This window comes from Alkalihalobacillus pseudalcaliphilus, from assembly GCF_028610675.1.
Taxonomy (GTDB): Bacteria; Bacillota; Bacilli; order Bacillales; family Bacillaceae_D; genus Alkalihalobacillus; species Alkalihalobacillus pseudalcaliphilus.
Genome location: NZ_JAQQWS010000003.1, coordinates 17,910 through 35,631, shown reverse-complemented (window position 1 = coordinate 35,631; position 17,722 = coordinate 17,910). Strand labels below are relative to the sequence as shown.

The 17,722-nt window shown below is 37.5% G+C and carries 15 protein-coding genes; 5 read left to right on the top strand and 10 right to left on the bottom strand.

Annotation, left to right across the window (positions count from 1 at the left end; genetic code table 11):
* Positions 1-143: 143 nt before the first annotated feature.
* The 3 genes from PQ479_RS08715 to PQ479_RS08705 all read right to left on the bottom strand — a co-directional run bounded on the left by PQ479_RS08715 (position 144) and on the right by PQ479_RS08705 (position 4,249).
* Positions 144-1,598 (bottom strand): carbon starvation CstA family protein, encoded by a 1,455-nt coding sequence (locus tag PQ479_RS08715; RefSeq protein WP_047989835.1) that lies wholly within the window; start codon positions 1,596-1,598, stop codon positions 144-146.
* 161 nt (positions 1,599-1,759) lie between these two features.
* Complete coding sequence (locus tag PQ479_RS08710) at positions 1,760-2,497, bottom strand: LytR/AlgR family response regulator transcription factor (RefSeq protein WP_047989834.1); 738 nt, start codon at positions 2,495-2,497, stop codon at positions 1,760-1,762.
* A 3-nt stretch (positions 2,498-2,500) separates the two neighbouring features.
* Positions 2,501-4,249 carry a sensor histidine kinase gene (locus PQ479_RS08705; RefSeq protein WP_047989833.1) on the bottom strand — a complete coding sequence of 583 codons (1,749 nt, stop codon included), beginning with the start codon at positions 4,247-4,249 and terminating at the stop codon, positions 2,501-2,503.
* A gap of 379 nt (positions 4,250-4,628) precedes the next feature.
* On the opposite strand from PQ479_RS08705, the gene tapA reads away from it, so the two are divergent.
* Positions 4,629-5,378: an amyloid fiber anchoring/assembly protein TapA gene (gene tapA, locus PQ479_RS08700; protein ID WP_047989832.1), complete on the top strand. Its 750-nt coding sequence runs from the start codon at positions 4,629-4,631 to the stop codon at positions 5,376-5,378.
* An 87-nt stretch (positions 5,379-5,465) separates the two neighbouring features.
* Complete coding sequence (sipW, locus tag PQ479_RS08695; protein ID WP_047989831.1) at positions 5,466-6,056, top strand: signal peptidase I SipW; 591 nt, start codon at positions 5,466-5,468, stop codon at positions 6,054-6,056.
* A gap of 15 nt (positions 6,057-6,071) precedes the next feature.
* On the opposite strand, the gene PQ479_RS08690 is transcribed toward sipW, so the two are convergent.
* The 5 genes from PQ479_RS08690 to PQ479_RS08670 all read right to left on the bottom strand — a co-directional run bounded on the left by PQ479_RS08690 (position 6,072) and on the right by PQ479_RS08670 (position 11,269).
* Positions 6,072-6,683, bottom strand: a complete 612-nt coding sequence (locus tag PQ479_RS08690) for a trimeric intracellular cation channel family protein (protein ID WP_047989830.1) — start codon at positions 6,681-6,683, stop codon at positions 6,072-6,074.
* A gap of 349 nt (positions 6,684-7,032) precedes the next feature.
* On the bottom strand, positions 7,033-8,916 hold the full coding sequence (locus PQ479_RS08685; protein WP_047989829.1) for a PTS fructose transporter subunit IIABC: 1,884 nt from the start codon (positions 8,914-8,916) through the stop codon (positions 7,033-7,035).
* Positions 8,917-8,931: 15 nt separating this feature from the next.
* A complete protein-coding gene (gene pfkB, locus PQ479_RS08680; protein WP_047989828.1) occupies positions 8,932-9,843 on the bottom strand; it encodes a 1-phosphofructokinase in 912 nt (303 codons plus the stop codon).
* Complete coding sequence (locus PQ479_RS08675) at positions 9,840-10,604, bottom strand: DeoR/GlpR family DNA-binding transcription regulator (protein ID WP_047989827.1); 765 nt, start codon at positions 10,602-10,604, stop codon at positions 9,840-9,842. Before PQ479_RS08675 ends, pfkB begins: the two co-directional genes overlap by 4 nt.
* Before the next feature lie 185 nt (positions 10,605-10,789).
* Positions 10,790-11,269 carry a hypothetical protein gene (locus tag PQ479_RS08670; protein WP_047989826.1) on the bottom strand — a complete coding sequence of 160 codons (480 nt, stop codon included), beginning with the start codon at positions 11,267-11,269 and terminating at the stop codon, positions 10,790-10,792.
* A 226-nt stretch (positions 11,270-11,495) separates the two neighbouring features.
* On the opposite strand from PQ479_RS08670, the gene PQ479_RS08665 reads away from it, so the two are divergent.
* A complete protein-coding gene (locus PQ479_RS08665; RefSeq protein WP_047989825.1) occupies positions 11,496-12,119 on the top strand; it encodes an acetate uptake transporter in 624 nt (207 codons plus the stop codon).
* A gap of 217 nt (positions 12,120-12,336) precedes the next feature.
* On the opposite strand, the gene PQ479_RS08660 is transcribed toward PQ479_RS08665, so the two are convergent.
* Both PQ479_RS08660 and PQ479_RS08655 read right to left on the bottom strand, forming a co-directional pair.
* Positions 12,337-12,948, bottom strand: coding sequence for a hypothetical protein (locus PQ479_RS08660; protein WP_053070472.1), 612 nt, complete (start codon positions 12,946-12,948; stop codon positions 12,337-12,339).
* Positions 12,949-13,071: 123 nt separating this feature from the next.
* Positions 13,072-13,881 carry a formate/nitrite transporter family protein gene (locus PQ479_RS08655; protein ID WP_047989823.1) on the bottom strand — a complete coding sequence of 270 codons (810 nt, stop codon included), beginning with the start codon at positions 13,879-13,881 and terminating at the stop codon, positions 13,072-13,074.
* Between the two features lie 146 nt (positions 13,882-14,027).
* Between PQ479_RS08655 and fdhF the strand changes: the two genes are divergently transcribed.
* Both fdhF and PQ479_RS08645 read left to right on the top strand, forming a co-directional pair.
* On the top strand, positions 14,028-16,985 hold the full coding sequence (fdhF, locus tag PQ479_RS08650) for a formate dehydrogenase subunit alpha (protein WP_047989822.1): 2,958 nt from the start codon (positions 14,028-14,030) through the stop codon (positions 16,983-16,985).
* Positions 16,978-17,682 (top strand): helical membrane plugin domain-containing protein, encoded by a 705-nt coding sequence (locus PQ479_RS08645; RefSeq protein WP_053070471.1) that lies wholly within the window; start codon positions 16,978-16,980, stop codon positions 17,680-17,682. Before fdhF ends, PQ479_RS08645 begins: the two co-directional genes overlap by 8 nt.
* Positions 17,683-17,722: the final 40 nt, after the last annotated feature.

Here is a 17,722-nt window from a genome sequence, read left to right as displayed (position 1 = left end):
TCGAGCGTTCAAAAACAAAATTAAAGTATAAGTTGGTTCTCATTTTAGTATTTTCTGCAAAAATCAAAGCCGTTAACATTTCAATGTTAACGGCTTTTTAAATTCAGAGTTAGTGTTTGCCCTTCCTCGTTATAGAGAAATCATTAAGCTACATCAGGCTTCCAGTTAGATACATCGTCTTCAGTTGGAATTTGTTTCTCACGATTCTTCTTCGCGAAAATAAAGAATATAACTGTGATAAGAGTCGTTGCAATGACTCCAAATGTTAACGAGATATTCATCGATAATCCAAATCCGATAGAAGCATTGGCAATATACGTAGTAACAACCATGGTCATAAATAATGCAGGTGCTACCGCAATCCAGTAATTACGCTTTCTAACGAATAAGAACATTGCACCAACCCATAAAGCAATAACAGCTGTTGATTGATTTGCCCAGTTAAAGTACTGCCAAAGCATAGAGAAGTCAACTGTTGTAAGAATAATAGATGTTACAAATAATGGTGTTGCAATTAACATACGGTTCATGATTTTCTTTTGTGGTACTTTAATGTAATCAGCAATAATCATACGAGCACTTCGGAATGCCGTATCACCAGATGTGATTGGTAATAAGATTACACCTAGTACAGCAATTGTTCCAAATACAGCACCTAATAACTCAGTAGAAATTAAGTTTACAATACCACCAGTACCGATTGTATTGATTAATTCGCTTAATGTCATTGGTCCATCAAATAAACTCATCGCAGCGGCTGCCCAAATCATCGCAATAACCGCTTCAGCAATCATAGCACCGTAGAAAATACGGCGACCTTGACTTTCTTTTTGTGTCGTACGTGAAATGATTGGTGATTGAGTAGCATGGAACCCAGATAAAGCACCACAAGAAATCGTTAAGAATAATAATGGGAAAATCGCTGCCCCAGCTGGGTGTGTGTTTTCAAAAGATAACTCAGGAATTGGTGCACCTTGGATAACAAGAGCAGCTCCAACCCCAATTGTACTAACTAATAGAATCGCTCCTAAGTATGGATAGATGTTCCCGATAATTTTGTTAATCGGTAACACTGTTGCTAATAAGAAGTAAATAAAGATTAAAATAACGAATACAATAACTGGCACAACACCATTCGTTAAATCAAATAATAAATCGGCTGGTGAAGCAACAAAGACTGTACCTACAAGTAAAAGTAATAAAATTGAGAAAGCATTTACAATGTGTTTCATTACCTTACCTAAGAAACGTCCAGCAAGCTCAGGTAAGTGAGCACCACCGTTTCGGATAGAAATCATCCCTGTTAAGTAATCGTGAACCGCCCCAGCAAAAATCGCTCCAAATACAATCCAGATAAAAGCAACAGGACCATATAAAGCACCCATGATTGGTCCGAAAATTGGTCCAACCCCGGCAATACTAATTAGCTGAATTAGTAAGTTTTTATTTTTGTGCATTGGTAAATAGTCGACGCCGTCACCCTTCGAATAAGCTGGTGTGACACGGTCTTCTTTTGGTTGAAATACTTTTTCAACAAATTTACCGTAAGTAAAATAACCTATAATTAAAATAGCAATTGCTACTAAAAAAGTAATCATAAGTGTAATCCCCCTCAAATTTTCGTATGCGTTTTCATAAACTGAGTGTACATAAAGAAGACATATTTGTGAGGGATTTTGTCGTAAGATGTAAAATATCGTGTATAAGATGTTGAATTTTCGTCATAAGATGCGGATTTTAAATGATTGAATTCAGAAATCTATAGTTCTATTTTGGCACGTAAAGGTTTGACATAATTGCGACTTACCGGGATTTTTTCTTCTGTACCAGCAATCGAGAGCTGATAAGCACCATTAAACCAAGCATCCATTTCGGTAATATAATGGGTGTTGACCAGATAGCTTTTATGAACACGAAAGAATGAAAAAGAGGTTAAACGTGCTTCAAGCTCTTTTAACGTAAGTTTTGTTTCAAACAATTGCTCACTCGTAACGACTTTTGTATTTTTGTCATCCCGATATACATACAAGACCTTTTTTGGCTCTAGAAATTGAATAGTTCCTTCTGCTTCTAATGCCAGCTTCCCATTGGTTGATTCAGGGTTCTCTTGAGTTTGTGTCATATTAATTAAAGCCTTGATATGTTGAATCGTTTCAGCCAATTGTTTTTCATCAACGGGTTTTAACAAATAACCCTTTGCCTGCACTTGAAAAGCTTCAATTGCAAATTGTGGGTAGGCCGTGGCGAATATGACAATGGGTGGTGTTTGCATTTCTTTTAATACAGACGCAACTTCTGTTCCTGTCATACCCGGCATTTCAATATCTAAAAAAAGTAAATCAGGCTTTAATTCCATAATTTTTGCGACTGCTTCTTGTCCCGTGGAAGCTTGGCCAACAATGGTAATTTCAGGATAAGAGTCTAGTAAGAATATTAGTTCTTCACGACTGTATTTTTCATCATCAACGATTAATGTTTGGATTTGTTGGATTGTCATCGTTTAATCCCTTTCTTTCTTTTTTGGAATAGTGAAAGCGATCGTTGTTCCTTGATGAACATCTGAATTAATTTGTAACGACGCTTTTTCTCCAAATTGCATTTGTAATCGCTTATTTATATTAAATAATCCAATGCCTGTACCTGTTGTTTCTTCAGCTATTTTCTTTCCTAGCCAATTTTTCTCTATCATCGCAAATCCTTTACCGTTGTCTGAAACGGTTAATTGAACAGTTTTCCCCTGATCCTTGATTGAAATACGCAAATAGCAATCTCCCTCTTTATCTTTAAAGCCGTGCTTAACCGAATTTTCAACAATTGGTTGTAACGTAAGAGGAGGGATTTTCGTTAACAAACAACTCGAATCAATATCATAGGTTATCGTGAACCTATCCTCAAATCGGGTTTCTTCAATAGATAAATATGACTTCACATGATTAAGTTCATCTTCAATTGAATGAAGGTTGGTTGTGGTAGATGTAACGTTCTGCCGTAAGAATAAAGAAAGGTGGTGTAACATTTGCCTTGCTTTATTAGGGTTCATCCTAATTAGTGAAATGACCGTATTTAAAGTATTAAAAAGAAAATGAGGGCTAATCTGTGCTTGTAAGGCATTAATCTCAGCTTCTTTTGCAAGTTGATAGGAACGGTCGGCCTCAGCAAGCTCAAGCTGACTGCTCAATAAATTCGTTAATCCTGCAAGCATTTCTGTCTCAAGAGGGGTGATTTCTTTTTCAGAATGAAAATAGAACTTCAGTGTGCCAGCTACCTCATTTCGAATAAAAAGGGGAGCAATAACCGCAGCACCTAATGGACAGTTTGATTCATTACAATGAATACTTTTATCGTTAGCAATGACCATTTCTTTTCTACGGATCGCCTCCCAGGTAATTTGTGTTTGTATGGGGAGGTTCGCTTTATGGTGATCACTAGCAAGACCAATATGTGCGAGAATTTTATGGTGGTCTGTCATTGCTACACCGGCTACTTTTAATTCATTATAGATAATAGTACAGACTTCTGCAGATGAATGATGATTGAGTCCATCTTTAAGAAAGGCTAATGTTTGTTTGGCAATTCTTAAGCTTTTTTGTGCTTGCAAAGCACCAAGCTTTTGCTCGGTATGTTGGACATTACGTATAATGAGGAAAAATAACATACATCCGATTCCATTTGCGACAATCATAGGAACACCAATAACTTTTACAAGTTCAATAGCTAATGTTGTTGGATGAGCAAGAATAACAATTAATGCCATCTGCGTGGTTTCAGCAAAAGCTCCTAACAGAAAAATCGTTCTAGGCTGAGAGGTCGCTTTTGGATTTCTTTTTGCATAATAAGCAGATATGACTCCGGCAAATATAGTAGCTATTCCACAAGCAAATCCAGTAAAACCACCTAGTAGCATTCGGTGACCACCAGCAATTAGACCAGAAGCTATACCGACTTTATAACCTCCGAATAAGCCTGCAAGAACAACACCAATTACGCGAAAGTTGGCAATGGCTTCTTCTTCAGAAAGCTCAGTAAAATAAACAACGAGTTCTGAGTTATGAGAGCCAAAAGCAACTCCTGAATAGGTACCAATAATACCAAAAACGCTAAAAAAGAGGATCGCTTTCATTTGTTGTCTTTGACTCAGTTGTGTGGGGTAGATTAGCATATCTTTAAAAAAATGAAGTCTTGTTGCGATAAAAGCTAACATCACAATTAACCCAAGTCGCTCTAACATAATAAGTAATAATTCGAACATTACATTCACCTAGTTTCTTCTCATTCCTACAAAGTATAGCAAAAATCAACGAGTGAAGAAAATGAGTAAGGCATTTCAATTTTTTGTTCTTCATAAAGTGAAGAAAATTAAAATAGTGAGCAAATAACAGTGATTAAGAGTAATTCGGAGTAATTTGTTCTTTAACAAGAACGTTTGTGGTTGTTATTGAGTTTAAAAAAATAAAAAAATCAGCTATACTACAGGTGTATTCTTTATTAAGAACGAATGCAATGACTATAAATTCTATAGAGAATTTAAATGAGTCGAAAATAAACACGTAAATGGGATTTTTTGGCCCATTAAGCGGCAGATACAATTAGATAACCTAATCCTAAGGAAATAATTGGAGGGTACCTTAATGAAGCTTTCGAGAATGAAACATAATCATAAAAAATTACTCCCACTCTGTCAGTTCCTCGTAATTGTGTACTTAATGGTAGTAGGTGTTGCCTTTTTAACCTCAGATACACTTGCTTTTTTTGGTGATTCAGAAAAAGTAAGTATATCTATTCAAACAGGTAATTGGTGGGATGGAAGTGACTTAGTGATTATGAATAAGAATGTAGGAACTTGGTGTGAAGCAGATGAGCTCTATTTTACGATTAAAAATGAAGGCTTTAATATGACGGAGTCAACTAAATTTGAATTATTCTATTCAGAGTCAAGGATTCCAAATGAACATGGGGCAAAGCTAGAGAGCGGTATGATTGAAGTGATATATCAAGGTGGAGTCGAGAAACTGGTTTTTGGGAACATGAAACCAGGAGCTTATATGTTAAAGGTGAATCAAAGTGTAGGTTACCAAAATAATTATGAGAGTCAAGCAGTTATTTGGAGCGAGAAAATCTTTATAGACGATTGTCATCATGTCAATGAAAAAGAACATGGTGAGGAACATGTAGAAGATGTAAGTGAAAATCAAAATGAAGAACCGTCAAATGAAGAAATCGAGACAAGTGAAGAGCAAGTGGAAGAAAAGGTGGTAAATAAGGAAGAAGTAGTAGAAGGGAACATAACGGACGAAGCAAAAATTAATAAAACGACAGATAATGAGGTAACTGAAGAACTGACTGAACCATCAGATGAAGAGCCAAGGTCGCGAGAGTAGAACTCGAACGATCGGAAAGAAGAGCAAAGTGTAAAAGTGGATTCAGTTGGTAGCACAAATAACGGCACTAAGGAAGGTGAGGAATAAATGAAAACTATTTTGAAATGGGGCAGTCAATTAATAAGCTTCAGTTTGTTCGTTCTGTTAATTGGAATGGCATTTTTAGTTATTTCAACAAAAGCTTCGGGTGACGAGCCTGAGTTATTTGGCTATCAACTTAAGACTGTCCTATCAGGTTCGATGGAGCCAGAGTTTAAAACAGGTTCAGTAATAGTAGTGGAACCAGGTGGAGATATGACTCGTTTTCAAAAAGGCGATATTATCACTTTTATGGAAAACCAAGATAAGTTGATTACGCATAGAGTTATCGATATTGTTCATACTGGGGGAAATATCATGTATGAGACAAAGGGTGACAATAATAATGCTCCTGATAGTACATTGGTAATGTCAGAAAATGTCGTTGCTCATTATTCAGGTGTGACGATTCCTTACCTTGGGTATGTCGGGAAGTTTTCTCAATCGAAAGAAGGAGCGGCATTGCTTTTAATATTACCAGGTGTCGCGTTACTTTTATACGCGGGTATTAGTATTTGGCAAGGACTTAACCAACTTGAAAAGGGGAATCGAGATACGGCCAGAGAAGGGGATAAAGATATCCCAAAAAACCTCCTTTAGTGGAGGTTTTTTGTTCTATTTATATAGATTTTGTACATCACTATATTTCGGTAACGTCCAGTTGTATTGTACAGATAGCATTCTTAATGCAACGATGATGACAAATAATACATAATACATATAGGCAGAGGTTAATAAACCGAGGCCAATCATTAAACCTGCAAGTAAGGCCCATAAGGCATAAATTTCATCTCGGAATATAACCGGTTTACGTCCGGCTAATACGTCCCGAACCATTCCTCCTCCTGAACCTGTTAGAACAGCTGCGGTAGCAACCGCCACTAATGGAAGTCCGTTATCACTAGCGAGCATGGCACCTTGTATCGCAAAGGCGGCTAACCCCATTGCGTCAAAAATGACGATTCTTCTAAAATAGTCAAGCCATAATTCCTTTGAAAGAAATACAATGACGATGGAAGCTAAAGCTAGTGTAAAGAGTAAGGCTTGATCCCAAAGTAAGGATACAGGGGCACCAATTAATAGGTTTCGAATGGCACCACCACCAAAAGCAGTTACAAATCCTAAGACAAGTACACCTAAAATATCATATTTTTCTTCTATGGCGACAATGGCTCCGCTTATTGCAAAAGCAATTGTACCGATTATATTTAATGTCTCCCAAACCATGGTTGTTCTCCTTTGCTTTGCTCGATGCTGTTCATTATTCTTGCTAGCATTAGGTATTCACATTTTTTGTGCGTATGAATTTTAACATGAAATTATCATAAATTAAATGGGTAGTTTAACGAAGCGTGTCAAAGTCGTTTGTGAAGGAGTACAAATGATCTGTATATGTAAGGGAGAGTAATAAAAGAGGTATGTGGAGTTTTACTTGTCGTTTCTCAAAAATCATGTGGTGCTGAGCTAATCGTTTACAACGATCGCTCTCAGCTTTGCCAATTTTATCTCAACCTCAAAATCAATTTGATTAGGGGAATCACCTCAACTCTTTTAAAGTGAGTTGAGGTGATTTTAATTAGTTTTTTTCTGTTAATGGTTGTTTAATTAGCCCATAAATAACAGCTGTGATTAAAGAGCCGATGATAATAGCCAGGGCATATAATCCGATAGAGCTAAAATTAGAGCCATTGACAAGAAACATCGTAAAAACTCCTCCATGTGGAGCGGGGAGAGCTATTTGGAATAGGCCAGTTAGGCCTCCTGCGACAGCGGCACCTATCACACTTGCACTAATGACACGGACCGGATCAGCAGCAGCAAAAGGAATGGCACCTTCTGTAATAAATGAAGCACCTAATACATAATTCGTCTTTCCAGATTGACGTTGCTGTTGCGTAAATTTATGTTTCCAAATGGTTGTTGCCATCGCGATACCGAGTGGAGGAACCATTCCAGCTGCCATAACTGCAGCTTGAGGGCCAAGATTACCAGCATCAAGCATGGCGATACCGAATGTATAAGCCGCTTTATTAACAGGACCGCCCATGTCAATCGCCATCATCACTCCAAGAATAACGCCTAAAATGATCATATTACCTGTACCTAAATTGCCTAACCAATTCTGTAATCCTAAATTAACAGTCGCGAGCGGACTGACTAAGAAATACATGAGTGTACCCGTAAATAAGATATTTAATATAGGGGTAAATAGAATGGTACGTAACCCATCTAAGCTTTGCGGAAAATTTGCTAATAAGTGACGCACTAATAAAGCTATATAACCGGCAAGGAAACCAGCAATTAATCCACCTAAAAAGCCTGCTTCATTAGTAAAGGCCATATATCCGGCAATTAAACCAGGGGCAAATCCAGGGCGATCGGCAATACTCATCGCAATAAAAGCAGCAAGAACAGGAATAAATAAGGCAAAGGCATTATCGCTACCGATTGTCATTAATAATTCTCGAATAAAATTATCTTCTCCAAAGATCGTCTCAAAAACAAAGCTCAAAGCGATGAGAATACCACCACCGATGACAAATGGTAGCATATTAGAAACACCGTTCATTAAATGCTTATATATGCTTGCTCCAAAAGAGGATGATTCTTGACTTTCTTGGCTTTCTTCTTGCCGTTCAGTCCCTCTGTAAATCGGTTCATTTCCTGATAAAGACCGTTCTAATAATTGGGCTGGTTTTCTTACACCATCAGACACTGGAGCAACGACAATACGTCTTCCATGGAAGCGCTCCATATCCACCTTGGTGTCAGCGGCCACAATGATGCCATCAGCTTTTTCGATATCTTCATTTGTTAACTTATCCTTAACTCCAGCAGAACCATTCGTTTCAACTTTAATGTGGTATCCTCGCTCTTTAGCTTCTTTTTTTAATGCATCAGCAGCCATAAAGGTGTGAGCGATTCCTGTCGGGCATCCCGTAACGCCGAGAATGAAAACTTGGTCTTGGCTATATTCTTGGGGCGCTTCTTCTTGCTCTAATTCTTCATTTTCTTTTGTATCAATAACTTGTAATATTTCATCAACAGACTGAGCCTTCAACAAATGTTGTCTAAAATTCTCATCCATTAAATAGGTTGATAGTTTTGAAAGGGTAGCTAAATGTTCATTATTAGCCCCTTCAGAAGCTGCAATCATAAAGAATAAATGACTTGGCTGGTTGTCTAATGCTTCGAAATCAATACCTGCTTGCGAACGACCAAAAGCAATCGCTGGTGTTTTTACAGCAGATGTTTTGGCATGTGGGATAGCAATACCTTCTCCAAGACCTGTGGTACTTTGTTCTTCACGTTTTAGAATAGCTTCTTTAAACGCTTGCTTATCGTTCAAACGGTTAGCTTGCTCGAGCTTTTCGATCAATTCATTAAGTACGTCTGCTTTTGAGATTGAATGTAAATCAAGAATCATCGTTTCTTTTTTGAGTAAATCAGAAATTCTCATTATGTACGCTCCTTTTTATACTTGTCGTATATACGTTTTATCTACGAGTAATTGGATGTCCTGTTTTCTTGCTAGGCTTTTCGAAAAAGCAGTAGCACTTCCGGCAGCGATAGCAAATTGGAAACAGTCAGCTAGACACCAATTTTGTTGATAACCATAAATGAATCCAGCAACGGTAGAGTCACCTGCTCCAATAGAATTTACTAATATGCCTGAAGGTGGTGAGGCAATGAAAGTCTGGTCTTCGCTAACTAAAAGAGCACCGTCACCAGCGAAGGTGACCATAACATATTCGACACCACGTTGAACCAATTGTTTAGCAGGTTCAATAGCGTCTTCAATGGAATGAATGGGTTTACCAATTAGCTCAGATAATTCGTGATGATTTGGCTTAATAAAAGTCGGTTTTTCCTGAAGAGCAAATGTGAGTGGGAGCCCGCTCGTATCAAGGAATACATTCACCCCTTGATTTTTGAGAATAGACATCCACATTTGGTAGATTGTTGGTTCAAGAGTGGGTGGAACACTTCCAGATAAAACGACGACATCTTCATTTGTTAATTTTGCTAGTTGAGCGGTTAGCTTTTCAAGATCGCTCGGCATAATTGTCGGTGCAACACCATTAATTTCTGTTTCGGCTTCACTTTTTACTTTGACGTTTAATCGACTATCCGCTTTGATTTTAATAAAATCTGTTGGAATACCGCGTTGTTTTAAAGTAGACTGAATGAAATCACCAGTAAAGCCGCCGATAAACCCTAAAGCTACATTATCCGTTTGGAGAGATGTCAGTACGGTGGATACATTTATCCCTTTACCGCCGGGTTCTTTGTGATCAGCTTGAGCCCTGTTTAAGCTACCTACTTGAATAGATGGTGTCGTAACAAAGTAATCTAAGGCAGGGTTTAAAGTGACGGTATAAATCATACAGGTGTAACCTCCAACGTTGTGTGAGTGCGTAACTCTTGAATTAAATCAGCATTTTGTTTTTCTAATAGATCACTTGTTATGATACGGACGCGATTTACATTTGTAATTTTAGAAAAGGTGACATCACCAAATTTAGTGTGATCGGCTAAAATGAAGGCTTGTCGACTTGAGGCAATGGCTTTGTCCTTAATATAAGCCTCCTCTGGATCTGGCGTTGTCACACCATCTGGGACTGTAATACCATTTGCCCCAAGAAAGGCAAGGTCAAAATTAAAGTATTCAAGTGTTTCTAAGGCATGACGACCTATAAATGCATGAGTTCCTTTTTTTACATACCCACCGAGTACATGGGTTGGAATGTCGGCAGCAAGTAAAGAGGAAATGTTTGACAAGCCATTTGTAACGACTTCAACCTTTTTGCCTTTTAAAAAGGGAATCATTTCAAATGTTGTACTTCCAGCATCAAGGAAGATACAATCACCATCTTGTATAAAAGAAGCTGCTTTTTCAGCAATTTTCACCTTCTCTTGACGGTTTTTGAGTGTTTTTTGTTGCATTGTCGGTTCTGCTCTTTTACTCGTATAATGAGTAGCACCTCCATGAATCCGCTTTAATTTCTTCTCTTGCTCTAGCTCGGTTAAGTCTCTGCGAATAGTTGATTCAGATGCTTTTGTAATATCAATTATTTCATGTGTGCTTATGATTTCTTGGCTTTTTAATAAAGATAAAATTAGTTCTTTTCTTTCTAGTGTTAACATATCGAAACCACCTTTATGGATGTTATTTTTATCATACATTCAAAAACAATCAAAATCAATCAATAATAACCATATCATTCGTGTTACGTATATTATGGCCATTCGTATTGATAGAAACGGAAACAAAAATAAAGCCGTAGACATTCAGTTACATGTCCGCGGCTCATTTTATTTATTGTTAATGTTTATTCCACTTCTTCAATCTCAATATTATATTCATCAAATAACTTTTCTAACTCTTCTTGAAATTGCTGATTTAATGTAAGTGCTTCATCTAATAATGAATTCACTTCCTCGATAATTGAGGCATCTTGCCCTTTATAAGCATCTGCAGTTAATCCTATAGCTGCAAGTTGAGTTTCGGAAAATTCTATATAAAGATCATGTACCTCTTGTAATGGTTCTGTTTCAATAGGCAAATTACGAAAATCCTCAACAACAGATTCGTATCTTGGAATGATGTCTTCAGTTATCCCATTTTGAACTTCTTCATCAAGAAGATTACTTGCCAATAGTTGATCAAAGTCATTAAGAACCTGTGTTTCAGCTGGTTCAATGGCAGGCATTTCTTCATTGTAGTAATTAATAATATCATCTTGTACGTCCCTATCAGCACATGCAAATAGAAATAAAACTGCGATTAGAAATAGAATCATTTTCTTCATTTGTTTCTTCCTCACTTTTGTTTTTTGTGTATCTACCTCTTTTTATTCCTTTTCAAACATAAAAAGGAATAAAATCCAAAAAATAATACGATTATTATTATACTAATAACATCTTTCAGAATAATAGTATTTTATTCGGGTTTTCCAAAAGCAGGGAAAAAGTATTGACAATAAAGTATGATTTCGATAGATTACGAGAGTATGTTTTAAAAAAGGGGAGAATAAAATGGATACTCGTGTTCAGTCAGATGTGAAAATTACAACGGCAGATCCTTCTGCATTAGGTTTATTTGGTCTTGCAATGGTTACACTCGTAGCGTCATCTCAAAAGCTTGGTCTTACCGATGGATTATCTTTAGTATTACCGTGGGCATTCTTTTTGGGAGGAATTGCACAATTAATGGCAGCTTGGTTAGATGCTAAGCATAACAATATATTTGGGACAACGGCATTTGGTGCTTTTGGTTTATTCTGGTTTGGTGTTGGGACAACGTGGCTTATTCAAATGGGTGTTTTTGGTGAGACACTTTTACAGTATGCGGATTCAAGACAGTTGGGTGTTGCCTTTATCGGTTATCTTATTTTCAGTTTGTTTATGACAGTGGGAGCATTAGAAACGAATAAAGTTTTATTTTTTATCTTTGTTTGTATTGATTTCTTATTCATTGGTTTAGCTTTAAGTTCATTTGGTATTATGTATGAATTTACATCAATGCTTGCTGCTATCTCTGAGTTAATGATTGCACTATTATCCTTTTATGGTGCGGCAGCCATTGTGTTAAATACTCATTTTGGTAAAGTCGTTGTGCCGAATGGTAAGCCTTTTGGTATCTTCAAAAAAGCAGAATAGAGAATTAGAGTAAAGCGATCGCCATAAGGTAGATCGCTTTTTTTCATAACTAGCAAACACTTCTATGATAGATATTCATATATGAGTGGTTAGAATATCTTGTCCACCCCATAAGTGAGTTGGACTAATAATCTTTTTAAGCCTATATTCATAAGTGATATTTTATTTTCAAATTTTCCTTTTGAAGGAATGTTAGGGCTTGTCTAAAATTTTGGATTTAATGATCCCAATAATTTGTTTCCATGTCAATCAACCAGTGACTGCGAAGCATAAGAGTTCTTTCTACCCCAGCGATAAAGCCTCCAATGAGAAGTGTGGTATTGACCGTGGCAGGGAGTTGAATCGGCGACTCAAATTGACCAATATGTTCTGAAACCCAAGGAATTTGACTAAGTAATTCTATTAATTGCGGAAGACTTAGGAATAGGGCCACAAGCAAAATAGTGGCAGAAATTCGTTCTATCCATTTACTGGTCTTTGGAAAGTGCTTGTGTAAACCTAATCGAAGCCCTCTCAGAGAATGTTTGTCGGGTTGGAGTGGATATGAATGTTTATTCTTTACATAGTGGATACGACTGATACCATAGCTGCCCACCGACGCTTCAACGATCCCATCTTGTACAGGGAAAGCGGCTGGAAGCTTAGACGACGCGGTATGTTTCCCATTTAGGTATAATTCGGCCGTAGAATCTTCTGCCCAATAATTGAATTCTACGGCGTATTCCGCACTTTCAGCGTCTTTATTTCCTAATTTTAAATAGAATACCGAACGTGAAAAAATATGCCAAAAACGATAGGGCTTTAAAGGATGGCCATCCCCCTCTTTCACTTTCTTTAGCTTTTTGGAATGTTTCCAACGGCGAATAGAAGTAAACAGAATTATACCTCCTTCAAAAAGAATGTCTCCCTATGTCTACGTTTTGATAAAAAGGTAGGTTTCATAACTAGAGTATTACCCTTCTAAACGCTTCTTTTTTTCTTGGTGTATCTCCCCTTTGTTAAAACTAACAGCGAAATATAAGCCTGCAACAAAGACCCCACCACCTATTATATTTCCTAGTGTAACGGGAATTAAGTTATAGAAAAAGCCTCCAAGTGTGAACATTTCAGAACTACTGTGTAAAAGAGCTATGCCCAATATCGACATATTTGCGACACTATGTTCAAACCCAGCTGCAATAAAAGCAAGGATCAAAACAAAAATCATAAACATTTTAGCGATATCTTCTTTCACTCTTAGAGAAACCCAAATAGCTAAACAAACGATCCAATTACATAATATTCCTTGGAAAAATAGCTGGTGAATAGGGGTATTCATTTTAGTCTCGGCAATGGAAAACATATAATGAGCAGCCCCGATGTCTTTAAATACTCCAGCAGCAAAAACAAGTATCGCTAATAAGATGGAACCTATTAAATTTCCGAGATAACACCAGCCCCATAGTTTGAAGGTTTGTCCCCATGTTGTAACTTTCGACAATGTACTACTTGTAAAAACCATATTATTCCCTGTAAATAATTCTGAACCAGCAAATATAACAAGAGCTAATGCTACTCCGAATGTCGCTCCAGTCAGGAGATCAATAAAAGGAGAATTAGTATGATACAAGGGTTCTCCAATAGCAAATAACATAATACTCCCAATTCCAACATAAGCCCCAGCAATAATCGATACTAGTAAATAACGAAAAGGGGCTTTATTAAAAAAACGATATTTTTCAACGGCTTGGTCATTCAAATTATGTATGGTTTCTTTATACATAAGCAACCTCCTCTGTAAATGAAAGGAATATAGTACGCTCTACCCGAAATACAAAAAAGCTAATCAGGAAAAAGGAGATATTCAGATTGGTGGTTTAATCAAAGATTCGAGAGGGAAGCACATGTAAAAAAAGGGTAGGTGATTGGATGTCAAATAAAATGTCGATTCAATTAAATGGTAAAGAAGTAATAAGTGAGAGTGATAAAACCGTATTGAGTATATTGGGGGAAAAGGAAATTAATGTTCCTAGTTTATGCTATCATCCAAGCTTAGGTCCTATTGAAACATGTGATTCCTGTATCGTTAAGGTTAATGGAGAGTTTGTACGAGCCTGTTCTACTTTTATACAGGAGGATGATCAGATTCAAACGACGGGTTCTGAAGTACATGAAGCCCAATTAATTGCCATGGATCGTATGCTGGGTAATCATGAATTATATTGTACGGTCTGTGATTATAACAATGGCAGCTGTGAAATACATAATGCCGTAAAAGAGATGAAAATTACACATCAAAGTACACCTTTTACGACGAAAAATGTAGAAGTTCAGCGGAATGATTTTTATCGCTATGATCCCGATCAATGTATCTTATGTGGGCGCTGTGTCGAAGCTTGTCAAGATGTGCAAGTAACAGAAACACTAACGATCGATTGGGAATTAGAACAACCTCGTGTTATTTGGGATCATGATACACCGATTGAGGATTCTTCCTGTGTAAACTGCGGACATTGTTCAACGGTTTGTCCGTGTAATGCGATGATGGAAGTAGGTATGGAAGGAGAGGCTGGATTTCTAACAGGCATTCAAGAGAAAACGATGTCTCCAATGGTTAATATTACAAAGAACGTCGAAACTGGTTACGGGTCCTTAATGGCAATTTCAGATATTGAAGCAGAAATGCGTGAAGCCCGTATTGAAAAAACAAAAACAGTTTGTACATATTGTGGAGTCGGTTGTAGCTTTGATGTTTGGACGAAAGACCGCCAAATCTTAAAAGTGGAGCCTCAACAAGAAGCACCAGCTAATGGAATTTCAACTTGTGTGAAAGGGAAATTTGGCTGGGATTACGTTAATAGTGAAGAACGATTAACAAAACCGCTTGTACGAGATGGAGAAGCATTTCGTGAAGTGGAGTGGGAAGAAGCACTGCAAGTTATGGAAACAAATTTCAAAAAAATAAAAAAAGAAAAAGGAGCAGATTCGCTTGCTTTTATTTCTTCGTCCAAGTGTACAAATGAAGAATCGTACTTAATGCAGAAATTAGCTCGTGGTGTCATAGGGACAAATAATATTGATAACTGCTCGAGGTATTGTCAATCTCCTGCAACTATGGGTTTATGGAGAACGGTAGGTTATGGCGGTGATTCTGGTAGTATTCAAGATATTGCTGAAGCAGAGCTCATTATTTCAATTGGTTCAAATACGGTTGAATCTCATCCAGTACTTGCTACACGTGTGAAAAGAGCTCAAAAATTATACGGGCAAAAGGTCATTGTTGTAGACATTAGAAAACATGAATTAGCCGACCGGGCTGATTTATTTGTCCAACCAGCACCAGGGAGTGACCTCGTCTGGTTATCAGCTGTTACGAAATATATCGTTGAGCAGGGGTGGCATGATGTGCAGTTTTTAAAAAATCATGTAAATGACGTTGATGAATATCTGGCTAGTTTAGACAATTACACTTTGGATTATGCCTCACAAGTAACTCATCTTACCAAAGACGAAATAATTCAAATCGCCGAAGCTATTCATGAATCGAAAACAACTTCTATTCTGTGGGCGATGGGCGTTACCCAGCACGGTGGTGGTAGTGATACGAGTACAGCTATTTCCAACCTTTTATTAATGACAGGTAACTATATGAAAAATGGAGCAGGTGCTTATCCATTAAGAGGTCACAACAATGTTCAGGGGGCTAGTGATTTTGGAAGTATGCCTGATCGGTTTCCTGGCTATGAGTATGTAACCGATGATGAGGTACGAAAACGTTATGAGAAGGCATGGGGAGCATCTTTATCAGCTGAACCAGGCTTAAATAATCATGAAATGGTGGATGCGATTCACGAAGGGAAATTAAATAGTCTTTATTTAAAAGGTGAGGATATGGGGATCGTTGATGCTAATATTAACTATGTTCAAGAAGCGTTCGAGAAGTTAGATTTCTTTGTTGTGCAAGATGTATTCTTCTCAAAAACTGCTCAATTTGCTGATGTTGTATTACCTGCAAGTCCAAGCTTAGAAAAGGATGGGACTTTTACAAATACAGAACGTCGTTTTCAACGGTTATATCAAGCATTAGAGCCACTAGGTGACTCTAAGCCCGACTGGTTCATTATTCAAGAAGTGGCTAATCAAATGGGAGCTAATTGGAATTATCAACACCCTAGTGAAATTATGGCTGAGGCAGCGCGTCTTGCTCCATTATTTGCAGGTGTTACCTACGATAGACTTGAAGGATACCAGAGCTTACAATGGCCTGTGGCAGAGGATGGGACGGATACACCCCTTCTATTTGAAAAGGAATTTCCCCTTCCTGATGGAAAAGCAAGATTATGGCCAGTTCAATGGACAAAACCGTTACAATTTGATGAGGAATATGATATCCATGTCAATAATGGCCGATTATTAGAGCATTTTCATGAAGGTAATATGACCTATCAGTCTAAAGCGATTTCTAAAAAGGTGCCAGATGCTTTCTTAGAGGTTTCAAAAGAACTTGCAATGGAACGTGGAATTGAAGATGGAACAAAGGTCAAACTCACTTCACCATACGGTCAAGTAAAGGTGAAATGTCTTGTAACGGATCGCGTGAAAGGGAAGGAAGTTTATTTACCGATGAACACGAATGGGGAAGCATCCATTAACTATTTAACTAGCTCCCATTCAGATAAGGATACAGATACACCTGCGTATAAAGAGGTTTCAGCAAAAATGGAAATATTAGAACCGAAAGGTGAAAGTCCTTTACCTTCATTTAATTCACGTTATGGTAACCCTAAACCACAAATTGGTGTCCGTGTAGAAGATAAGTGGAAGCGAGACGATTACATCTTCCCGGGTGACTTGGTACGAAAAAGTGGGGTGAACTCAAATGGCTAAGGCAACCACTACGATTCTTAAACAAGAAGTCGATCCTAAGAAACAAAGGGAGAAAGAGTTACGGGAATTAGAAGATCTCTTAGTAAATAATAAAGAAGCAATTACTCAGTTATCCAAAGGGTTACAATTATTTAACGAACGCAAGCTATTTGAAATGGTGAACGCAACCGTTGAGCGCGGTGATGAAGTCTTACATCGAATTGTGACAGCAGTTGATAATCCAAATGCAACTAAGTCATTAAAAAATTCAATGCTTTTATTTGAAACACTTGGGAAAATCAACGTCGATGAATTGGAGCCTGTTGTTTTAAAGGTGAATAATGGAATCTCTAAAGTCGGTGAATATGAGCATAAAAATAAGGCGGGCGGTGGTTATCTCTCTTTATTACGCTCACTGAAAGACCCAGAGGTTATTGAAGGTTTAAATATTTTACTGACTCTTGTGAAAGGAATTGGTATGGAGCAAGAGGACGAGGAAAAAGTAAGACCACAAAAAGAAAGGTTAGTTAATCCTCAAAGAGAAATGGAAATATTTGATGAAGATCAACAGTTAACTGAAGAATATGATCGTGATGATATGCAAGAAGCTGAAAAAGAAAAAGAGCATATTGGAAAAGCATTAAAAGCAAGTGGAGTAGCAATATTTGTAGGTGCAGGGATTCTTTTAGGGAAGTTCGTCTGGAAAAAGAGAAAGTAAACAAAAAAACGGGGGGCCTATTTCACCCTCCGTTTTTCTA

Bases quoted from the DNA above. Each gene is read 5' to 3' on its own strand.
- PQ479_RS08715 (WP_047989835.1), bottom strand. From the start codon at position 1,598: ATGATTACTTTTTTAGTAGCAATTGCTATTTTAATTATAGGTTATTTT.
- PQ479_RS08710 (WP_047989834.1), bottom strand. From the start codon at position 2,497: ATGACAATCCAACAAATCCAAACATTAATCGTTGATGATGAAAAATAC.
- PQ479_RS08705 (WP_047989833.1), bottom strand. From the start codon at position 4,249: ATGTTCGAATTATTACTTATTATGTTAGAGCGACTTGGGTTAATTGTG.
- tapA (WP_047989832.1), top strand. From the start codon at position 4,629: ATGAAGCTTTCGAGAATGAAACATAATCATAAAAAATTACTCCCACTC.
- sipW (WP_047989831.1), top strand. From the start codon at position 5,466: ATGAAAACTATTTTGAAATGGGGCAGTCAATTAATAAGCTTCAGTTTG.
- PQ479_RS08690 (WP_047989830.1), bottom strand. From the start codon at position 6,683: ATGGTTTGGGAGACATTAAATATAATCGGTACAATTGCTTTTGCAATA.
- PQ479_RS08685 (WP_047989829.1), bottom strand. From the start codon at position 8,916: ATGAGAATTTCTGATTTACTCAAAAAAGAAACGATGATTCTTGATTTA.
- pfkB (WP_047989828.1), bottom strand. From the start codon at position 9,843: ATGATTTATACCGTCACTTTAAACCCTGCCTTAGATTACTTTGTTACG.
- PQ479_RS08675 (WP_047989827.1), bottom strand. From the start codon at position 10,604: ATGTTAACACTAGAAAGAAAAGAACTAATTTTATCTTTATTAAAAAGC.
- PQ479_RS08670 (WP_047989826.1), bottom strand. From the start codon at position 11,269: ATGAAGAAAATGATTCTATTTCTAATCGCAGTTTTATTTCTATTTGCA.
- PQ479_RS08665 (WP_047989825.1), top strand. From the start codon at position 11,496: ATGGATACTCGTGTTCAGTCAGATGTGAAAATTACAACGGCAGATCCT.
- PQ479_RS08655 (WP_047989823.1), bottom strand. From the start codon at position 13,881: ATGTATAAAGAAACCATACATAATTTGAATGACCAAGCCGTTGAAAAA.
- fdhF (WP_047989822.1), top strand. From the start codon at position 14,028: ATGTCAAATAAAATGTCGATTCAATTAAATGGTAAAGAAGTAATAAGT.
- PQ479_RS08645 (WP_053070471.1), top strand. From the start codon at position 16,978: ATGGCTAAGGCAACCACTACGATTCTTAAACAAGAAGTCGATCCTAAG.